General features: G+C 45.0%; 17 protein-coding genes and 1 riboswitch. All 17 genes read left to right on the top strand.

Annotation, left to right across the window (positions count from 1 at the left end; all coding sequences use genetic code 11):
* Nucleotides 1-8: 8 nt before the first annotated feature.
* The 17 genes from LNN34_RS16805 (at nt 9) to sufU (ending at nt 13,265) form a co-directional block, all read left to right on the top strand.
* Nucleotides 9-1,184 carry an acetyl-CoA C-acetyltransferase gene (locus LNN34_RS16805; protein ID WP_229043897.1) on the top strand — a complete coding sequence of 392 codons (1,176 nt, stop codon included), beginning with the start codon at nt 9-11 and terminating at the stop codon, nt 1,182-1,184.
* A gap of 14 nt (nt 1,185-1,198) precedes the next feature.
* Nucleotides 1,199-2,983 carry an acyl-CoA dehydrogenase FadE gene (fadE, locus tag LNN34_RS16800; RefSeq protein ID WP_069486950.1) on the top strand — a complete coding sequence of 595 codons (1,785 nt, stop codon included), beginning with the start codon at nt 1,199-1,201 and terminating at the stop codon, nt 2,981-2,983.
* Nucleotides 2,984-3,094: 111 nt separating this feature from the next.
* Entirely contained in the window at nt 3,095-3,451 is a 357-nt protein-coding gene (locus tag LNN34_RS16795) for an arsenate reductase family protein (RefSeq protein WP_024122775.1), read from the top strand.
* 66 nt (nt 3,452-3,517) lie between these two features.
* The gene (gene gcvH / locus LNN34_RS16790) at nt 3,518-3,901 is read left to right on the top strand and encodes a glycine cleavage system protein GcvH (RefSeq protein ID WP_010331800.1); all 384 of its coding nucleotides are present in this window, start codon (nt 3,518-3,520) and stop codon (nt 3,899-3,901) included.
* Between the two features lie 55 nt (nt 3,902-3,956).
* Complete coding sequence (locus LNN34_RS16785) at nt 3,957-4,193, top strand: YusG family protein (protein WP_010331799.1); 237 nt, start codon at nt 3,957-3,959, stop codon at nt 4,191-4,193.
* 77 nt (nt 4,194-4,270) lie between these two features.
* Nucleotides 4,271-4,624: a toprim domain-containing protein gene (locus LNN34_RS16780; protein ID WP_059292702.1), complete on the top strand. Its 354-nt coding sequence runs from the start codon at nt 4,271-4,273 to the stop codon at nt 4,622-4,624.
* An 11-nt stretch (nt 4,625-4,635) separates the two neighbouring features.
* Nucleotides 4,636-4,956 carry a thioredoxin family protein gene (locus LNN34_RS16775; protein ID WP_059292597.1) on the top strand — a complete coding sequence of 107 codons (321 nt, stop codon included), beginning with the start codon at nt 4,636-4,638 and terminating at the stop codon, nt 4,954-4,956.
* Between the two features lie 107 nt (nt 4,957-5,063).
* Nucleotides 5,064-5,408, top strand: a complete 345-nt coding sequence (locus LNN34_RS16770; RefSeq protein WP_059292598.1) for an SCP2 sterol-binding domain-containing protein — start codon at nt 5,064-5,066, stop codon at nt 5,406-5,408.
* Between the two features lie 114 nt (nt 5,409-5,522).
* Nucleotides 5,523-5,629: riboswitch (SAM riboswitch) on the top strand.
* Between the two features lie 107 nt (nt 5,630-5,736).
* Nucleotides 5,737-6,762, top strand: a complete 1,026-nt coding sequence (gene metN / locus LNN34_RS16765; RefSeq protein WP_229043895.1) for a methionine ABC transporter ATP-binding protein MetN — start codon at nt 5,737-5,739, stop codon at nt 6,760-6,762.
* On the top strand, nt 6,755-7,423 hold the full coding sequence (gene metP, locus LNN34_RS16760) for a methionine ABC transporter permease MetP (RefSeq protein WP_044159042.1): 669 nt from the start codon (nt 6,755-6,757) through the stop codon (nt 7,421-7,423). Before metN ends, metP begins: the two co-directional genes overlap by 8 nt.
* Before the next feature lie 13 nt (nt 7,424-7,436).
* Nucleotides 7,437-8,258, top strand: coding sequence for a methionine ABC transporter substrate-binding lipoprotein MetQ (gene metQ / locus LNN34_RS16755; protein WP_024122769.1), 822 nt, complete (start codon nt 7,437-7,439; stop codon nt 8,256-8,258).
* Between the two features lie 338 nt (nt 8,259-8,596).
* Nucleotides 8,597-8,974 (top strand): carboxymuconolactone decarboxylase family protein, encoded by a 378-nt coding sequence (locus LNN34_RS16750; RefSeq protein WP_229043893.1) that lies wholly within the window; start codon nt 8,597-8,599, stop codon nt 8,972-8,974.
* 192 nt (nt 8,975-9,166) lie between these two features.
* Nucleotides 9,167-9,319, top strand: a complete 153-nt coding sequence (locus tag LNN34_RS16745) for a hypothetical protein (protein ID WP_010331789.1) — start codon at nt 9,167-9,169, stop codon at nt 9,317-9,319.
* A gap of 176 nt (nt 9,320-9,495) precedes the next feature.
* A complete protein-coding gene (gene sufC, locus LNN34_RS16740) occupies nt 9,496-10,281 on the top strand; it encodes a Fe-S cluster assembly ATPase SufC (protein WP_044159040.1) in 786 nt (261 codons plus the stop codon).
* A gap of 17 nt (nt 10,282-10,298) precedes the next feature.
* Nucleotides 10,299-11,612, top strand: a complete 1,314-nt coding sequence (gene sufD, locus LNN34_RS16735) for a Fe-S cluster assembly protein SufD (protein ID WP_229043891.1) — start codon at nt 10,299-10,301, stop codon at nt 11,610-11,612.
* Nucleotides 11,612-12,832 (top strand): cysteine desulfurase SufS, encoded by a 1,221-nt coding sequence (gene sufS, locus LNN34_RS16730; protein ID WP_024122766.1) that lies wholly within the window; start codon nt 11,612-11,614, stop codon nt 12,830-12,832. The genes sufD and sufS overlap by 1 nt, the downstream gene beginning before the upstream one ends.
* Nucleotides 12,822-13,265 carry a Fe-S cluster assembly sulfur transfer protein SufU gene (sufU, locus tag LNN34_RS16725; RefSeq protein ID WP_044159038.1) on the top strand — a complete coding sequence of 148 codons (444 nt, stop codon included), beginning with the start codon at nt 12,822-12,824 and terminating at the stop codon, nt 13,263-13,265. Before sufS ends, sufU begins: the two co-directional genes overlap by 11 nt.
* Nucleotides 13,266-13,276 lie beyond the last annotated feature (11 nt).

Below are 13,276 nucleotides of genomic sequence, written 5' to 3'. Positions count from 1 at the left end.
GGGAGTTTATGAAAGAGGCAGTTATTGTGGCAGGAGCAAGAACACCGGTAGGGAAAGCGAAAAAAGGTTCATTGGCCACCGTTCGCCCGGATGATTTGGGAGCCATTTGCGTGAAAGAAACGCTGAAACGAGCAGGCGGCTATGAGGGCAATATTGACGATTTAATTATTGGCTGTGCGACACCTGAAGCAGAACAGGGGCTCAATATGGCGAGAAATATCGGCGCGCTTGCGGGTCTGCCATATACGGTGCCGGCGATTACGGTCAACCGCTACTGTTCCTCAGGTCTTCAGTCCATCGCATATGCGGCAGAAAAAATTATGCTTGGCGCCTACGATACGGCCATTGCAGGCGGAGCGGAATCTATGTCACAGGTTCCGATGATGGGGCATGTGACCCGTCCGAACCTCGCATTAGCCGAGAAAGCGCCGGAGTATTACATGAGCATGGGACACACGGCAGAACAGGTTGCGAAAAAATACGGCGTTTCCCGTGAAGATCAGGATGCTTTTGCCGTGCGCAGCCACCAGAAAGCTGCCAAAGCCCTTGCAGAGGGGAAATTTAAAGATGAAATTGTCCCAGTCGAAGTCAAGGTGACAGAAATCGGCCAAAATCATAAGCCGCAGGAAAAACATACTGTTTTTTCTCAGGATGAAGGTGTCCGCCCGCAAACGACCGCAGACATTTTAAGCACTTTACGCCCGGCCTTTTCCGTTGACGGGACAGTCACTGCCGGAAATTCCTCGCAAACAAGTGACGGGGCGGCGGCTGTCATGCTGATGGATCGCGAAAAAGCGGATGCGCTTGGTTTGGCGCCGCTTGTCAAATTCCGTTCCTTTGCAGTTGGCGGGGTGCCGCCGGAAGTCATGGGCATCGGGCCCGTGGAAGCCATTCCGCGCGCACTGAAGCTAGCCGGGCTTCAACTGCAGGACATCGGGCTGTTCGAACTGAACGAAGCTTTTGCATCACAAGCCATCCAAGTCATCAGGGAGCTGGGGATTGATGAGGAGAAAGTGAATGTCAACGGGGGCGCTATCGCACTCGGACATCCGCTTGGCTGTACGGGCACAAAGCTTACTCTCTCGCTGATTCACGAAATGAAACGAAGAAACGAGCAATTTGGTGTCGTCACAATGTGTATCGGCGGCGGGATGGGAGCAGCCGGTGTATTTGAATTATGCTAAAGGGGGAAAAGCAAATGACGAAAAAAACGGCTGAAGTACTAAAAGGCGGCGGTTTCTTAATCGAGGATGTCACATATGATCAGATGTATACACCGGAGGATTTCACCGACGAGCATAAAATGATTGCGAAAACAACGGAGGATTACATTGAGCAGGACGTTCTGCCGCATATAGATGAAATTGAGAACCATCAATTTGAACATTCCGTCCGGCTTTTGAAGAAAGCGGGAGAACTGGGGCTTCTCGGAGCCGATGTGCCCGAGGAATACGGCGGGCTGGGCCTTGATAAAATCAGCTCGGCGCTGATCACTGAAAAATTTTCGCGTGCGGGAAGCTTTTCACTTTCTTACGGTGCACATGTCGGCATCGGTTCCTTGCCGATCGTATTCTTCGGAACGGAAGAGCAAAAGAAAAAATATCTCCCTGATCTGGCTTCAGGGGAAAAGATCGCTGCGTACGCACTGACTGAGCCGGGTTCCGGATCTGATGCGTTAGGCGCAAAAACGACAGCGGTGCTGAATGAAGCAGGAACGCATTACGTATTAACCGGGGAAAAACAGTGGATCACCAACTCAGCTTTTGCCGATGTCTTTGTCGTTTACGCCAAAGTGGACGGCGAAAAGTTTTCCGCTTTTATTGTAGAAAAAGATTTTCCGGGCGTATCAACCGGACCTGAAGAAAAGAAAATGGGAATTAAAGGGTCCTCGACAAGAACCCTCATATTGGATCAGGCTGAGGTGCCGAAGGAAAACCTTCTTGGAGAAATCGGCAAAGGGCATGTCATCGCTTTTAATATTTTAAATATCGGCCGCTACAAGCTGGCAGTAGGAACGATCGGTGCGTCAAAACGGGTGATCGAGCTGTCTGCAGCTTACGCAAATCAGCGCCGCCAATTTAAAACGCCGATCGCAGGCTTTTCGCTGACCCAGGAAAAAATCGCGACGATGGCATCAAGACTGTATGCGATGGAAAGCTCTGTGTACAGAACCGTCGGGCTGTTTGAAGACAATATGAGCCAGTTTACAGCTGAAGACCTAAAGGACGGAAGACAAATTGCGAAGTCCATTGCCGAATACGCCATTGAATGCTCTCTCAACAAGGTATTTGGCTCTGAAACGCTTGATTATATTGTCGATGAAGGCGTGCAAATCCACGGCGGCTACGGATTTATGCAGGAATATGAGGTGGAAAGAGCCTATCGGGATTCCAGGATCAACCGAATTTTCGAAGGAACAAATGAAATTAACCGGTTAATCGTGCCAAGCACGTTTCTGAAGAAAGCGATGAAAGGCGAGCTGCCTCTTTTTGAAAAGGCACAGGCGCTTCAAGAAGAACTCATGATGCTTATGCCTGAGGAGCCGGGCACCGGCGTATTAGAGCAAGAGAAATATATTGTCAAGCAAGCCAAAAAAATCGCCCTGTTCGCCGCGGGTCTTGCCGCGCAAAAATACGGAAAAGCGATCGACCGCGAACAAGAAATTCTCGTAAACGTTGCTGATATTGTCAGCAATGTATATGCTATGGAATCAGCGGTGCTCAGAACGGAAAAGGCCATTGCCGCGCAAGGAAGCGATAAAGCAGCACAAAAGCTGCTGTACACAGAAATTTTCGTTCAAGAAGCCTTTAACGAAATTGAAGCCCATGCGAAAGAATCTTTACTTGCAATGGAAGAAGGGGATTCTCTCCGCATGATGCTCTCGACTCTCCGCAAGCTGACACGCGTGACGCCTAAAAATGTCATTCGGAAAAAACGTGAAGCGGCAGCGGGTGTGTTCGAGGCCGAAAAATATATTGTCTGAGTCCCAAGGAGCTCCGCTCATCCGGAGCTCTTTTTTTATGAAGCACTGTTTTAGGTTTTTAAAACAAACTGTGTTAAAATAACCTCGATTATTTTATTGAGGGGGAAGAAGATGTCGTTAACTTTTTACTGGTACCCTAAATGCGGAACGTGCCGCAAAGCGAAAAAATGGCTTGAAGAGCATGGAAAAGAAATCAACGAAATACATATTGCAGAACAGCCTCCAAGCAAAGAGGAGCTAAAATCGCTTTATGAAAAAAGCGGGCTGGATTTAAAGAAATTCTTCAACACAAGCGGCATGAAATACCGTGAACTGAATCTGAAGGAAAAACTGTATCACATGTCAGAAGACGAACAGCTTGAACTGCTGGCTTCAGACGGAATGCTGATCAAGCGCCCGCTCACAACAGACGGCGAAAAAGTGACAGTCGGCTTTAAAGAAGATCAATTTGAAGAAAACTGGTCATGATGTAAATTTTTTTCGAAAAGTGTGGTATCTTCTTATTGTAGTGCTGTAAAAAATGGAGGGATTCAATTGAGCATACCTAAAGATTTGCGTTACTCAGAAGAACACGAGTGGGTAAAAGTTGAAGGAGAAAAAGCCAAAATCGGCATTACCCATTTTGCCCAATCCGAGCTCGGAGATATCGTGTTTGTTGAGCTTCCTGAAGTCGGCGCTGAAATTAAAGCGGACGAGCCTTTCGGAAGTGTAGAATCCGTAAAAACGGTATCTGAGCTTTACGCACCGATTAACGGAACTGTAGTGGAAGTAAACGAAGATCTTGATGACAGCCCGGAGTTCGTTAACGAATCTCCGTATGAAAAAGCATGGATGATCGTCGTTGAACCGTCTGACGCGTCTGAAATTGAAAAACTAATGACAGCAGAGCAATACGAAGAGATGACACAGCAAGACTAAAACCGGATAGCTGAGCAGGCAATTGGATACGCTAACGCTATGGGAGGTGTCCAATATGGCTTTCAGCAAACAAAAGCTCGATGTCACCAATGATGTGACAGGCCGCTTTCAAAATGGCCGGCTCTCGTTATATCATGAAGATGAGATGATCGGCCAAATGACAGGCATGAATGAATATGAGCTTAAGTCCGGTTTTACCTATGAAAATGAAAAGTTTTATAAGACAGCCGACGTGGTTTCAGGAGACGATCAGAAATATGTGGATTGTGACTACGAAAGCGGCTGGTGTTAATGTTGGCGGTGAATTTCACTGCCTTCTTTTACAATCTGAACGTTTCAAATTTGACGCGGCAGGTGAAGCAGATGAACATGGACGAGCTGGAAAAAGTCTTGATTGTTGAAGGGAAATCAGATAAAGAAAAGATTGAAAGCGTCCTGAATGAGCCAATGCGCATTATCTGCACAAACGGAACAATCAGCCAGCTGAAGCTGGAGGAATTGGCTGACGAGCTTTACGAGAAGGACGTCTATATTTTGGTTGATGCCGATGAATCGGGCGAGAAATTGAGAAAACAGCTGAAAAGGGAATTTAATGAAGCCTTCCATTTACATATCGACAGAGCCTATAAGGAAGTGGAGGCGGCGCCCAGACACCATATAGCATCTGTATTGCTGAGCGCAAATCTGAATGTCCATACGATTTTTCTTGAAAGAAAGACCTGAGGTGTTATAGCATGAAAGAACTCCAAGAACAAGAACTTGATCACATTACTGATGATGTGTATCTCCTATATTTATATACTCCGTTTTGCGGGACCTGCCAGCTGGCAAGCAAAATGCTGACAGTCGTCGAAGAAATGCTTCCGTCTGTCGCCTTCTATAAAAATAATCTCAACTATTCACCGGCGTTTGCTAAAGCATATCAAATTGAAAGCGTCCCTTGTTTTCTGCTGTTTAAGGGCGGAAAAGTAATTGAAAGTGGGTATGCGTTTCATTCCGTTTCTTACTTGTATGAGCTGATCAAACAAAAATCATCTTCTGCATCTCATTTATGACATTTTTCTCGGCGCATTCCAATGAAATTGTCGTTCGTTTTATAAAGGGGTTCTTGCGCTGAAGAGAGAAATGTGTATGTATGACCAACAAATAGGAGGTTGTACAAATGGAGAAAGCGGAAGTTTTAGAAGATGATTACCAGCATCTGTTTTTAAAACCCCTTTTGAACACTTCAACATTGCTCATTACCTTCCAAGGAGAAACAGAAGCCTTAACCGTCTCAATAAACGAACAAGGGGAAATGAAAAAGATTTCTCCGCCCCACACGTCCAACCTGACCTTTTATGGAAACCAAACAGAAATCATTGATCTTTTGCATGGAGACATTTCCCTTCAGCACCTGATCCAGAGCGGAAGCCTAAAGGTAAAGGGTTCATTCAGAGCGCTGTTAAAGCTGGAAGCCATTCTGTGGCTTACTAATGGTTTTTTTCAGAGGATTCTAAATAATTGAAAAGTAGTAAATTATTATAATAGTAAAAGTTGACATCATTTATTTTATTGACATTTTATCATTCGCCATGCTATTCTACATTAAGAATTTCCGGACGAAAAAGACTATATATTTCTCTTATCAAGAGAGGTGGAGGGAAGTGCCCTATGAAGCCCGGCAACCATCAACACTGTTGAAATGGTGCCAATTCACACGAAGCGTTCAGCTTTGAAAGATGAGAGAAAGGCGAGTTTAATATAAGCCTTTCTGCTCAAGTGTGCAGAAAGGCTTTTCTTTTGCAGAAAAAACCGGAAGATTTCTTAGAATAGTGTTAAGGCAGGTGATCGCTTTGATCAATCTTCAGAATGTTTCAAAAGTGTATAAGTCGAAGCATGGAGATGTCAATGCTGTCCAAAATGTCTCGCTTTCCATAAAAAAAGGTGAGATTTTTGGAATTATAGGATATAGCGGAGCTGGTAAAAGTTCCTTAATCCGTCTGCTGAACGGACTTGAGAAACCAAGCTCAGGAATCGTGGAAGTGGCGGGAACAAAGATTAATGGAGTAAACGGACGAAATTTAAGAAAAGCACGCCATGAAATCAGTATGATTTTCCAGCATTTCAATTTGCTCTGGTCGCGAACTGTCAGAGATAACATCATGTTTCCTTTAGAAATTGCCGGGGTGAAAAAAAGCGAGCGGATCAAGCGTGCCAATGAACTGATTAAACTGGTAGGTTTAGAAGGAAAAGAAAAATCTTACCCGTCCCAGCTGAGCGGCGGACAAAAACAGCGGGTCGGAATCGCCAGAGCGCTCGCAAACAATCCGAAGGTTCTCCTTTGTGATGAAGCGACATCAGCTTTAGATCCGCAAACAACTGATTCAATCTTGGATCTTTTGTCCGATATTAATGAAAGACTCGGTTTGACGATTGTGCTGATCACACACGAAATGCATGTCATCCGCAAAATCTGCAACAGAGTCGCTGTCATGGAAAACGGAAAGGTTGTTGAAGAAGGGGAAGTTCTCGATGTCTTCAAGAATCCGAAGGAAGAAATGACAAAACGATTTGTCCAGCAGGTGACTGAGCCTGAAGAAACAAAAGAAACGCTTCAGCATCTTCTTGACGAAAAAGCGTCAGGAACAACGGTTCAGCTCACATTTGTCGGCGAAGCGGCTGAACAGCCTCTGATTACAGAGATGATCAGAAACTTCAATGTCAGTGTCAATATTCTGCAAGGGAAAATCTCGCAGACGAAGGACGGAGCATACGGTTCATTGTTCATCCATATTGACGGTGGCGAGGAAGAAGTGCAAAACGTGATCCGGTTTATTAATGACAAACAGGTGAAAGCAGAGGTGATCACGAATGTTTGAAAAATACTTCCCGAACGTTGATGTAACTGAATTATGGAACGCGACATACGAAACGCTTTATATGACGCTGATCTCTTTGGTTTTTGCCTTTGTCATCGGGGTGATCCTCGGTCTGCTGCTCTTTCTCACAAGCAAAGGGAGCCTCTGGCAGAACAAAGCGGTTAACACTGTGATTGCGGCCATTGTCAATGTATTCAGGTCTATTCCGTTCCTCATTTTAATTATTTTATTACTAGGTTTTACGAAGTTTTTAGTCGGCACCATCTTAGGGCCGAACGCGGCACTGCCGGCGTTAGTCATCGGCTCAGCCCCGTTTTACGCGCGGCTTGCTGAAATTGCGCTGCGCGAGGTGGATAAAGGCGTCATCGAAGCTGCGAAATCAATGGGAGCCAAAACATCAACGATTATTTTCAAAGTGCTGCTCCCGGAATCCATGCCGGCCCTTATTTCTGGGATCACGGTTACGGCCATCGCTTTGATCGGCTCAACGGCAATTGCCGGCGCCATCGGTTCAGGAGGCCTTGGAAACCTTGCGTACGTAGAAGGCTATCAGTCTAATAATACTGATGTTACCTTCGTTGCTACTGTGTTTATTTTAATCATCGTATTTATTATTCAAATCATCGGTGATGTCATAACAAATATAATAGACAAACGATAAGGGAGGATTTACATTGAAAAAGTTATTTTTGGGTGCATTACTGCTTGTATTTGCAGGAGTTATGGCTGCCTGCGGTTCTAATAACGCTGAATCCGGCAAGAAAGAAATTGTTGTTGCAGCTACAAAAACACCGCATGCAGAAATTTTAAAAGAAGCTGAACCATTGTTAAAAGAAAAAGGCTACACACTGAAAGTGAAAGTGCTTAGTGATTACAAAATGTACAACAAAGCCTTGGCTGATAAAGAAGTGGATGCGAACTTCTTCCAGCACATTCCTTACCTTGAGCAAGAAATGAAAGAAAACAAAGATTATAAACTTGCGAATGCCGGTGCGATTCACTTAGAGCCATTCGGTATTTATTCTAAAAAATACAAATCATTAAAAGATCTTCCCGACGGTGCGACAATTATCCTGACAAATAACGTCGCTGAACAAGGCCGTATGCTTGCAATGCTTGAGAATGCAGGATTAATTACACTTGATTCCAAAGTGGAGACAGTCGATGCAACACTGAAAGACATTAAGAAAAACCCGAAAAACCTTCAGTTCAAAAAAGTAGCGCCTGAATTAACGGCAAAAGCATATGAAAACAAAGAAGGAGACGCGGCCTTCATCAATGTGAACTACGCGATCCAAAATAAATTAAATCCTAAAAAAGACGCGATTGAAGTGGAATCAACAAAAGATAACCCTTACGCCAATATCATTGCAGTGAGAGATGGCGAAGAGGATTCTGCAAAAATCAAAGCGCTGATGGAAGTTCTTCACTCTAAAAAGATCAAAGACTTCATCGATAAAAAATATGACGGAGCTGTGCTTCCTGTATCTGAATAAGACTGAAACCCCGGATGAGAAATCCGGGGTTCAATTATTGACAAAGCCCTAAAACGATATTCGTTTTAGGGCTTTGTCATCTTTTCGGCGTGATTGAACACCCTTGAAGTCTAAGAAGACCGAGCATTGGAGCGGATTTTCACAGGATGTGATGACAACGGTGTTTAGGCAGGACGTCTGAGAATTTAGCCGTTGTTCCACTACGTATTGAGCACCAACGCGCAGGTCTGACAACGAATGCGAGGGTTTGCTGACCCGCTGAAACCCCGGATGAGAAATCCGGGGTTTTTTGGGTATTTTCCTTAAAGCTGTTCATAATAAAAAGGAATGTTAAACAGATGGAGGGATTTTCTTTGAATCAAGATAGAGGAAGCATGCAGGACGCGCTAAAACAATATAAACAAAGTTTAGGCACATTTGAACAGAAGATGCCGATGATGGGAAGAAAGTTTAACGAATTTACCGAACAATGCTTTGCAGCTAATTCGCTAACAGAAAGAGAAAAACAGCTGATTGCACTGGGAATCGCTATCAATGCTCAGGACGAATATTGCATGATCTATCACACAAAAGGCTGTCTTGACCAAGGAGCGACGGAAGAAAACATTCTTGAAGCTGTCAGTGTGGCGGCGGCATTCGGAGGCGGAGCTTCTCTAAGCCAAGGTGTGACAGTTGTCCAGCAGTGCATAGAGGAATTTGGAAACACTGCGCATTAGAAGAAGGAATATTCCGAAAAACGATTCTCATTTCAACTCAAAGGGTCCTTTCGTCTCATCCGTTGTTATATCAAGCCATATCCATTTTGCAGCGCCGGTCTAAGAGCTGATACAATAGCAGTAAATAAATGAAGGGATTGATTCATTATTTGCAGCAGCCAGGACAGACTGGACCTCGATTATACGTCAGAAATGGAAAAAGCGATGCAGCTGTCGCATGGAATCGGGTACGAGGAATACGGACGTCGGCTGGATACAAGAATGGAAGTTGAGCGGCAGAGAGAGCTTGAATATAAAAAATGCAAGCGGTATTCTGCGGAGCTTAATGAGAAAATCGGTCTTTAAAAAAGGGTGGGAATCCACTCTTTTTCTTTTTCAATTGCTTTAATAAAGTGCTGAACTTTGTTAAACTTGAGAAATGTGCAAGGCACGATAAAAAGTTGTATTTACTTTTCATTTGTTATAAAATTAGAATGAGAATAAAATGAGAATAATGATTATATATTTTTGGAGGTATAGATATGGCTGCTTCAACATTAACGATCAAAGATCTTCACGTTGAAATCGAAGGGAAAGAGATCTTAAAAGGTGTAAACCTTGAAATAAAAGGCGGAGAGTTCCATGCCGTAATGGGACCGAACGGTACTGGTAAATCAACTCTGTCAGCTGCTATTATGGGGCATCCTAAATATGAAGTAACGAAGGGCAGCATCACGCTTGACGGCAAAGATGTACTGGAAATGGAAGTGGACGAGCGTGCGCAGGCAGGTTTGTTCCTTGCAATGCAGTACCCAAGTGAAATCAGCGGTGTGACAAATGCCGACTTCCTTCGTTCTGCGATCAACGCGCGCAGAGAAGAAGGCGATGAAATTTCTCTTATGAAATTCATCCGCAAAATGGACGAAAACATGGAGTTCTTAGAAATGGACCCTGAAATGGCTCAGCGCTACCTCAACGAAGGCTTCTCAGGCGGGGAGAAAAAACGCAACGAAATCCTTCAGCTGATGATGATTGAACCGAAAATCGCCATCCTTGATGAAATCGACTCAGGTCTTGATATTGATGCTCTGAAAGTTGTATCAAAAGGGATCAACAGAATGCGCAGCGAAAGCTTCGGCTGCCTGATGATCACTCACTATCAGCGTCTGTTAAACTACATCACTCCTGATGTGGTTCACGTTATGATGCAAGGCCGCGTTGTCAAATCCGGCGGTGCAGAGCTTGCACAGCGTCTTGAAGCAGAAGGTTATGACTGGATCAAAAAAGAACTTGGCATTGAAGACGAAACTGTAGGCCAAGAAGCGTAAGCGTTAGGGGGATTAATATGACACTAGATACAAAACTATCCGTAGATCAGGAGTATCTCAAAAGCTTTTCCGAAAAGCATCAAGAACCTGCCTGGCTGAAAAACCTGCGCTTACAGGCTCTTGAACAAGCTGAGGATCTGCCGATGCCGAAGCCTGACAAAACAAAAATCACAAACTGGAACTTCACGAACTTCGCGAAGCATACAGTTGATAATGAGCCGCTTTCTTCATTAGAAGATTTGACTGATGAAGCAAAAGCGCTGATCGATGTAAAAAACGAAGATAAAACGTTATATGTACAGCGTGATCAGACGCCTGCATACCTTTCTCTTTCTCAGGAATTGAAAGACAAAGGCGTCATCTTTACTGATATTTTGACTGCTGCCCGCGAGCACAGCGACTTAGTGGAGAAATACTTTATGAAAGACGGCGTGAAGGTTGATGAGCATAAATTAACTGCACTTCACGCAGCTCTTGTTAACGGAGGGGCATTCCTCTATGTTCCGAAAAATGTTCAGGTGGAGACGCCGATTCAGGCTGTTTATGTCCACGAAAGCAACGATACAGCTCTGTTCAACCACGTATTGATTGTGGCGGAAGACCATAGCTCAGTAACGTATGTAGAAAACTACATCAGCACGGTCAACCCGAAAGATGCTGTATTCAACATTATCAGTGAGGTTATCACAGGTGATAATGCCAGTGTGACATACGGTGCAGTGGATAATCTGTCTTCCGGCGTGACAACTTACGTCAACCGCCGCGGTGCTGCGCGCGGTCGCGACAGTAAAATCGAGTGGGCTCTCGGCCTCATGAACGATGGCGACACCATTTCCGAAAACACAACAAACCTTTACGGTGACGGCACTTACGGCGACACGAAAACGGTTGTTGTCGGAAGAGGAGAGCAAACAGAAAACTTCACGACACAAATCATTCATTTCGGTAAAGCATCTGAAGGATATATCTTGAAGCACGGTGTGATGAAGGATTCCGCTTCTTCTATCTTTAACGGAATCGGCAAAATCGAACATGGCGCTTCTAAAGCAAATGCGGAACAGGAATCCCGTGTGCTGATGCTCAGCGAAAAAGCGCGCGGAGACGCAAACCCTATTCTTTTAATTGACGAAGACGATGTAACTGCAGGACATGCGGCATCTGTCGGCCGTGTGGACCCTATTCAGCTTTACTACCTGATGAGCCGCGGTATTGCCAAAGAAGAAGCAGAACGCTTAGTCATCTACGGATTCCTTGCGCCGGTAGTTAACGAACTTCCGATTGAAGGCGTTAAGAAACAATTGGTTTCTGTTATCGAAAGGAAAGTGAAGTAATGAATATCACAGATATTCGTGAACAGTTCCCGATCCTTCATCAGCAAGTGAACGGACATGATCTCGTTTATCTCGACAGCGCGGCGACTTCTCAGAAGCCGCGTGCTGTCATTGAAACACTGGATAAGTATTATAACCAATACAATTCCAATGTTCACCGGGGCGTCCATACGCTTGGAACCAGAGCGACAGACGGTTATGAAGGAGCGCGTGAAAAAGTCCGCAAGTTTATTAACGCGAAGTCAATGGCTGAGATTATTTTCACAAAAGGCACGACCACATCACTGAACATGGTGGCGCTAAGCTATGCACGCGCCAACCTCAAACCGGGTGATGAAGTGGTCATCACCTATATGGAGCATCATGCGAATATCATTCCGTGGCAGCAGGCTGTCAAAGCGACTGGCGCCACATTAAAATATATTCCGCTGCAGGAAGACGGCACGATTTCATTAGATGACGTCAGAGCAACGGTCACAAGCAATACAAAGATTGTTGCGGTATCTCATGTGTCTAATGTTCTCGGCACGATCAACCCGATAAAAGAAATGGCGAAAATTGCTCATGACAACGGGGCTGTCATTGTGGTGGACGGTGCACAAAGCACGCCTCACATGAAAATTGACGTGCAGGATCTCGATTGCGACTTCTTTGCGCTTTCTTCCCACAAAATGTGCGGCCCTACCGGAGTAGGTGTGCTGTACGGAAAGAAAGCCCTGCTGGAAAACATGGAGCCTGCCGAATTCGGCGGTGAAATGATTGACTTTGTCGGGCTTTATGAATCAACTTGGAAAGAGCTTCCGTGGAAATTCGAAGCGGGTACTCCGATTATTGCTGGAGCAATCGGTCTCGGTGCCGCAATTGATTTTCTCGAAGAAATCGGCCTTGATGAGATTTCCCGCCACGAGCACAAGCTTGCAGCTTATGCGCTTGAACGCTTCCGTCAGCTTGACGGCGTGACGGTTTACGGACCGGAAGAGCGTGCCGGGCTGATCACATTTAACCTTGATGATGTTCATCCGCACGATGTGGCAACCGTACTTGATGCGGAAGGGATCGCTGTCAGAGCGGGTCACCATTGCGCCCAGCCGCTGATGAAATGGCTGGATGTAACTGCTACTGCGAGAGCAAGCTTTTATCTGTATAATACAGAGGAAGAGATTGATAAGCTTGTGGAAGCTCTTCAAAAGACAAAGGAGTATTTTACAAATGTCTTTTAATGCAAACTTAGATACATTGTACAGACAGGTGATTATGGATCATTACAAAAACCCGCGCAACAAAGGGGTTTTGAATGACAGCATCGTCGTGGATATGAACAATCCGACATGCGGCGACCGAATCAGGCTGACAATGAAGCTTGACGGAGACATCGTGGAAGATGCGAAATTTGAAGGGGAAGGCTGTTCCATTTCAATGGCATCCGCTTCGATGATGACTCAGGCGATTAAAGGGAAAGATATTGAAACAGCCCTTACCATGTCTAAGATTTTCTCGGATATGATGCAAGGGAAAGAATATGATGATTCTATCGATCTGGGTGATATTGAAGCCCTTCAAGGCGTTTCAAAATTCCCGGCCCGTATTAAATGTGCAACCCTGTCATGGAAGGCACTTGAAAAAGGAGTCGCTAAAGAAGAAGGCGGCAATTAAAAGGATTGGAG

This window comes from Bacillus sp. AF23, from assembly GCF_020861455.1.
GTDB classification, from domain to species: Bacteria; Bacillota; Bacilli; order Bacillales; family Bacillaceae; genus Bacillus; species Bacillus halotolerans.
Note: the sequence above shows the minus strand (reverse complement) of the source record. Positions and strands in the feature narration are given on the sequence as shown.

Excerpts from the sequence above, each read along its gene's own strand:
- sufS (WP_024122766.1), top strand. The coding sequence starts at position 11,612 with ATGAATATCACAGATATTCGTGAACAGTTCCCGATCCTTCATCAGCAA.
- sufU (WP_044159038.1), top strand. The coding sequence starts at position 12,822 with ATGTCTTTTAATGCAAACTTAGATACATTGTACAGACAGGTGATTATG.
- fadE (WP_069486950.1), top strand. The coding sequence starts at position 1,199 with ATGACGAAAAAAACGGCTGAAGTACTAAAAGGCGGCGGTTTCTTAATC.
- LNN34_RS16805 (WP_229043897.1), top strand. The coding sequence starts at position 9 with ATGAAAGAGGCAGTTATTGTGGCAGGAGCAAGAACACCGGTAGGGAAA.
- LNN34_RS16775 (WP_059292597.1), top strand. The coding sequence starts at position 4,636 with ATGAAAGAACTCCAAGAACAAGAACTTGATCACATTACTGATGATGTG.
- sufD (WP_229043891.1), top strand. The coding sequence starts at position 10,299 with ATGACACTAGATACAAAACTATCCGTAGATCAGGAGTATCTCAAAAGC.
- LNN34_RS16770 (WP_059292598.1), top strand. The coding sequence starts at position 5,064 with ATGGAGAAAGCGGAAGTTTTAGAAGATGATTACCAGCATCTGTTTTTA.
- LNN34_RS16785 (WP_010331799.1), top strand. The coding sequence starts at position 3,957 with ATGGCTTTCAGCAAACAAAAGCTCGATGTCACCAATGATGTGACAGGC.
- LNN34_RS16750 (WP_229043893.1), top strand. The coding sequence starts at position 8,597 with ATGGAGGGATTTTCTTTGAATCAAGATAGAGGAAGCATGCAGGACGCG.
- sufC (WP_044159040.1), top strand. The coding sequence starts at position 9,496 with ATGGCTGCTTCAACATTAACGATCAAAGATCTTCACGTTGAAATCGAA.
- LNN34_RS16745 (WP_010331789.1), top strand. The coding sequence starts at position 9,167 with ATGGAAAAAGCGATGCAGCTGTCGCATGGAATCGGGTACGAGGAATAC.
- LNN34_RS16780 (WP_059292702.1), top strand. The coding sequence starts at position 4,271 with ATGGACGAGCTGGAAAAAGTCTTGATTGTTGAAGGGAAATCAGATAAA.
- metP (WP_044159042.1), top strand. The coding sequence starts at position 6,755 with ATGTTTGAAAAATACTTCCCGAACGTTGATGTAACTGAATTATGGAAC.
- LNN34_RS16795 (WP_024122775.1), top strand. The coding sequence starts at position 3,095 with ATGTCGTTAACTTTTTACTGGTACCCTAAATGCGGAACGTGCCGCAAA.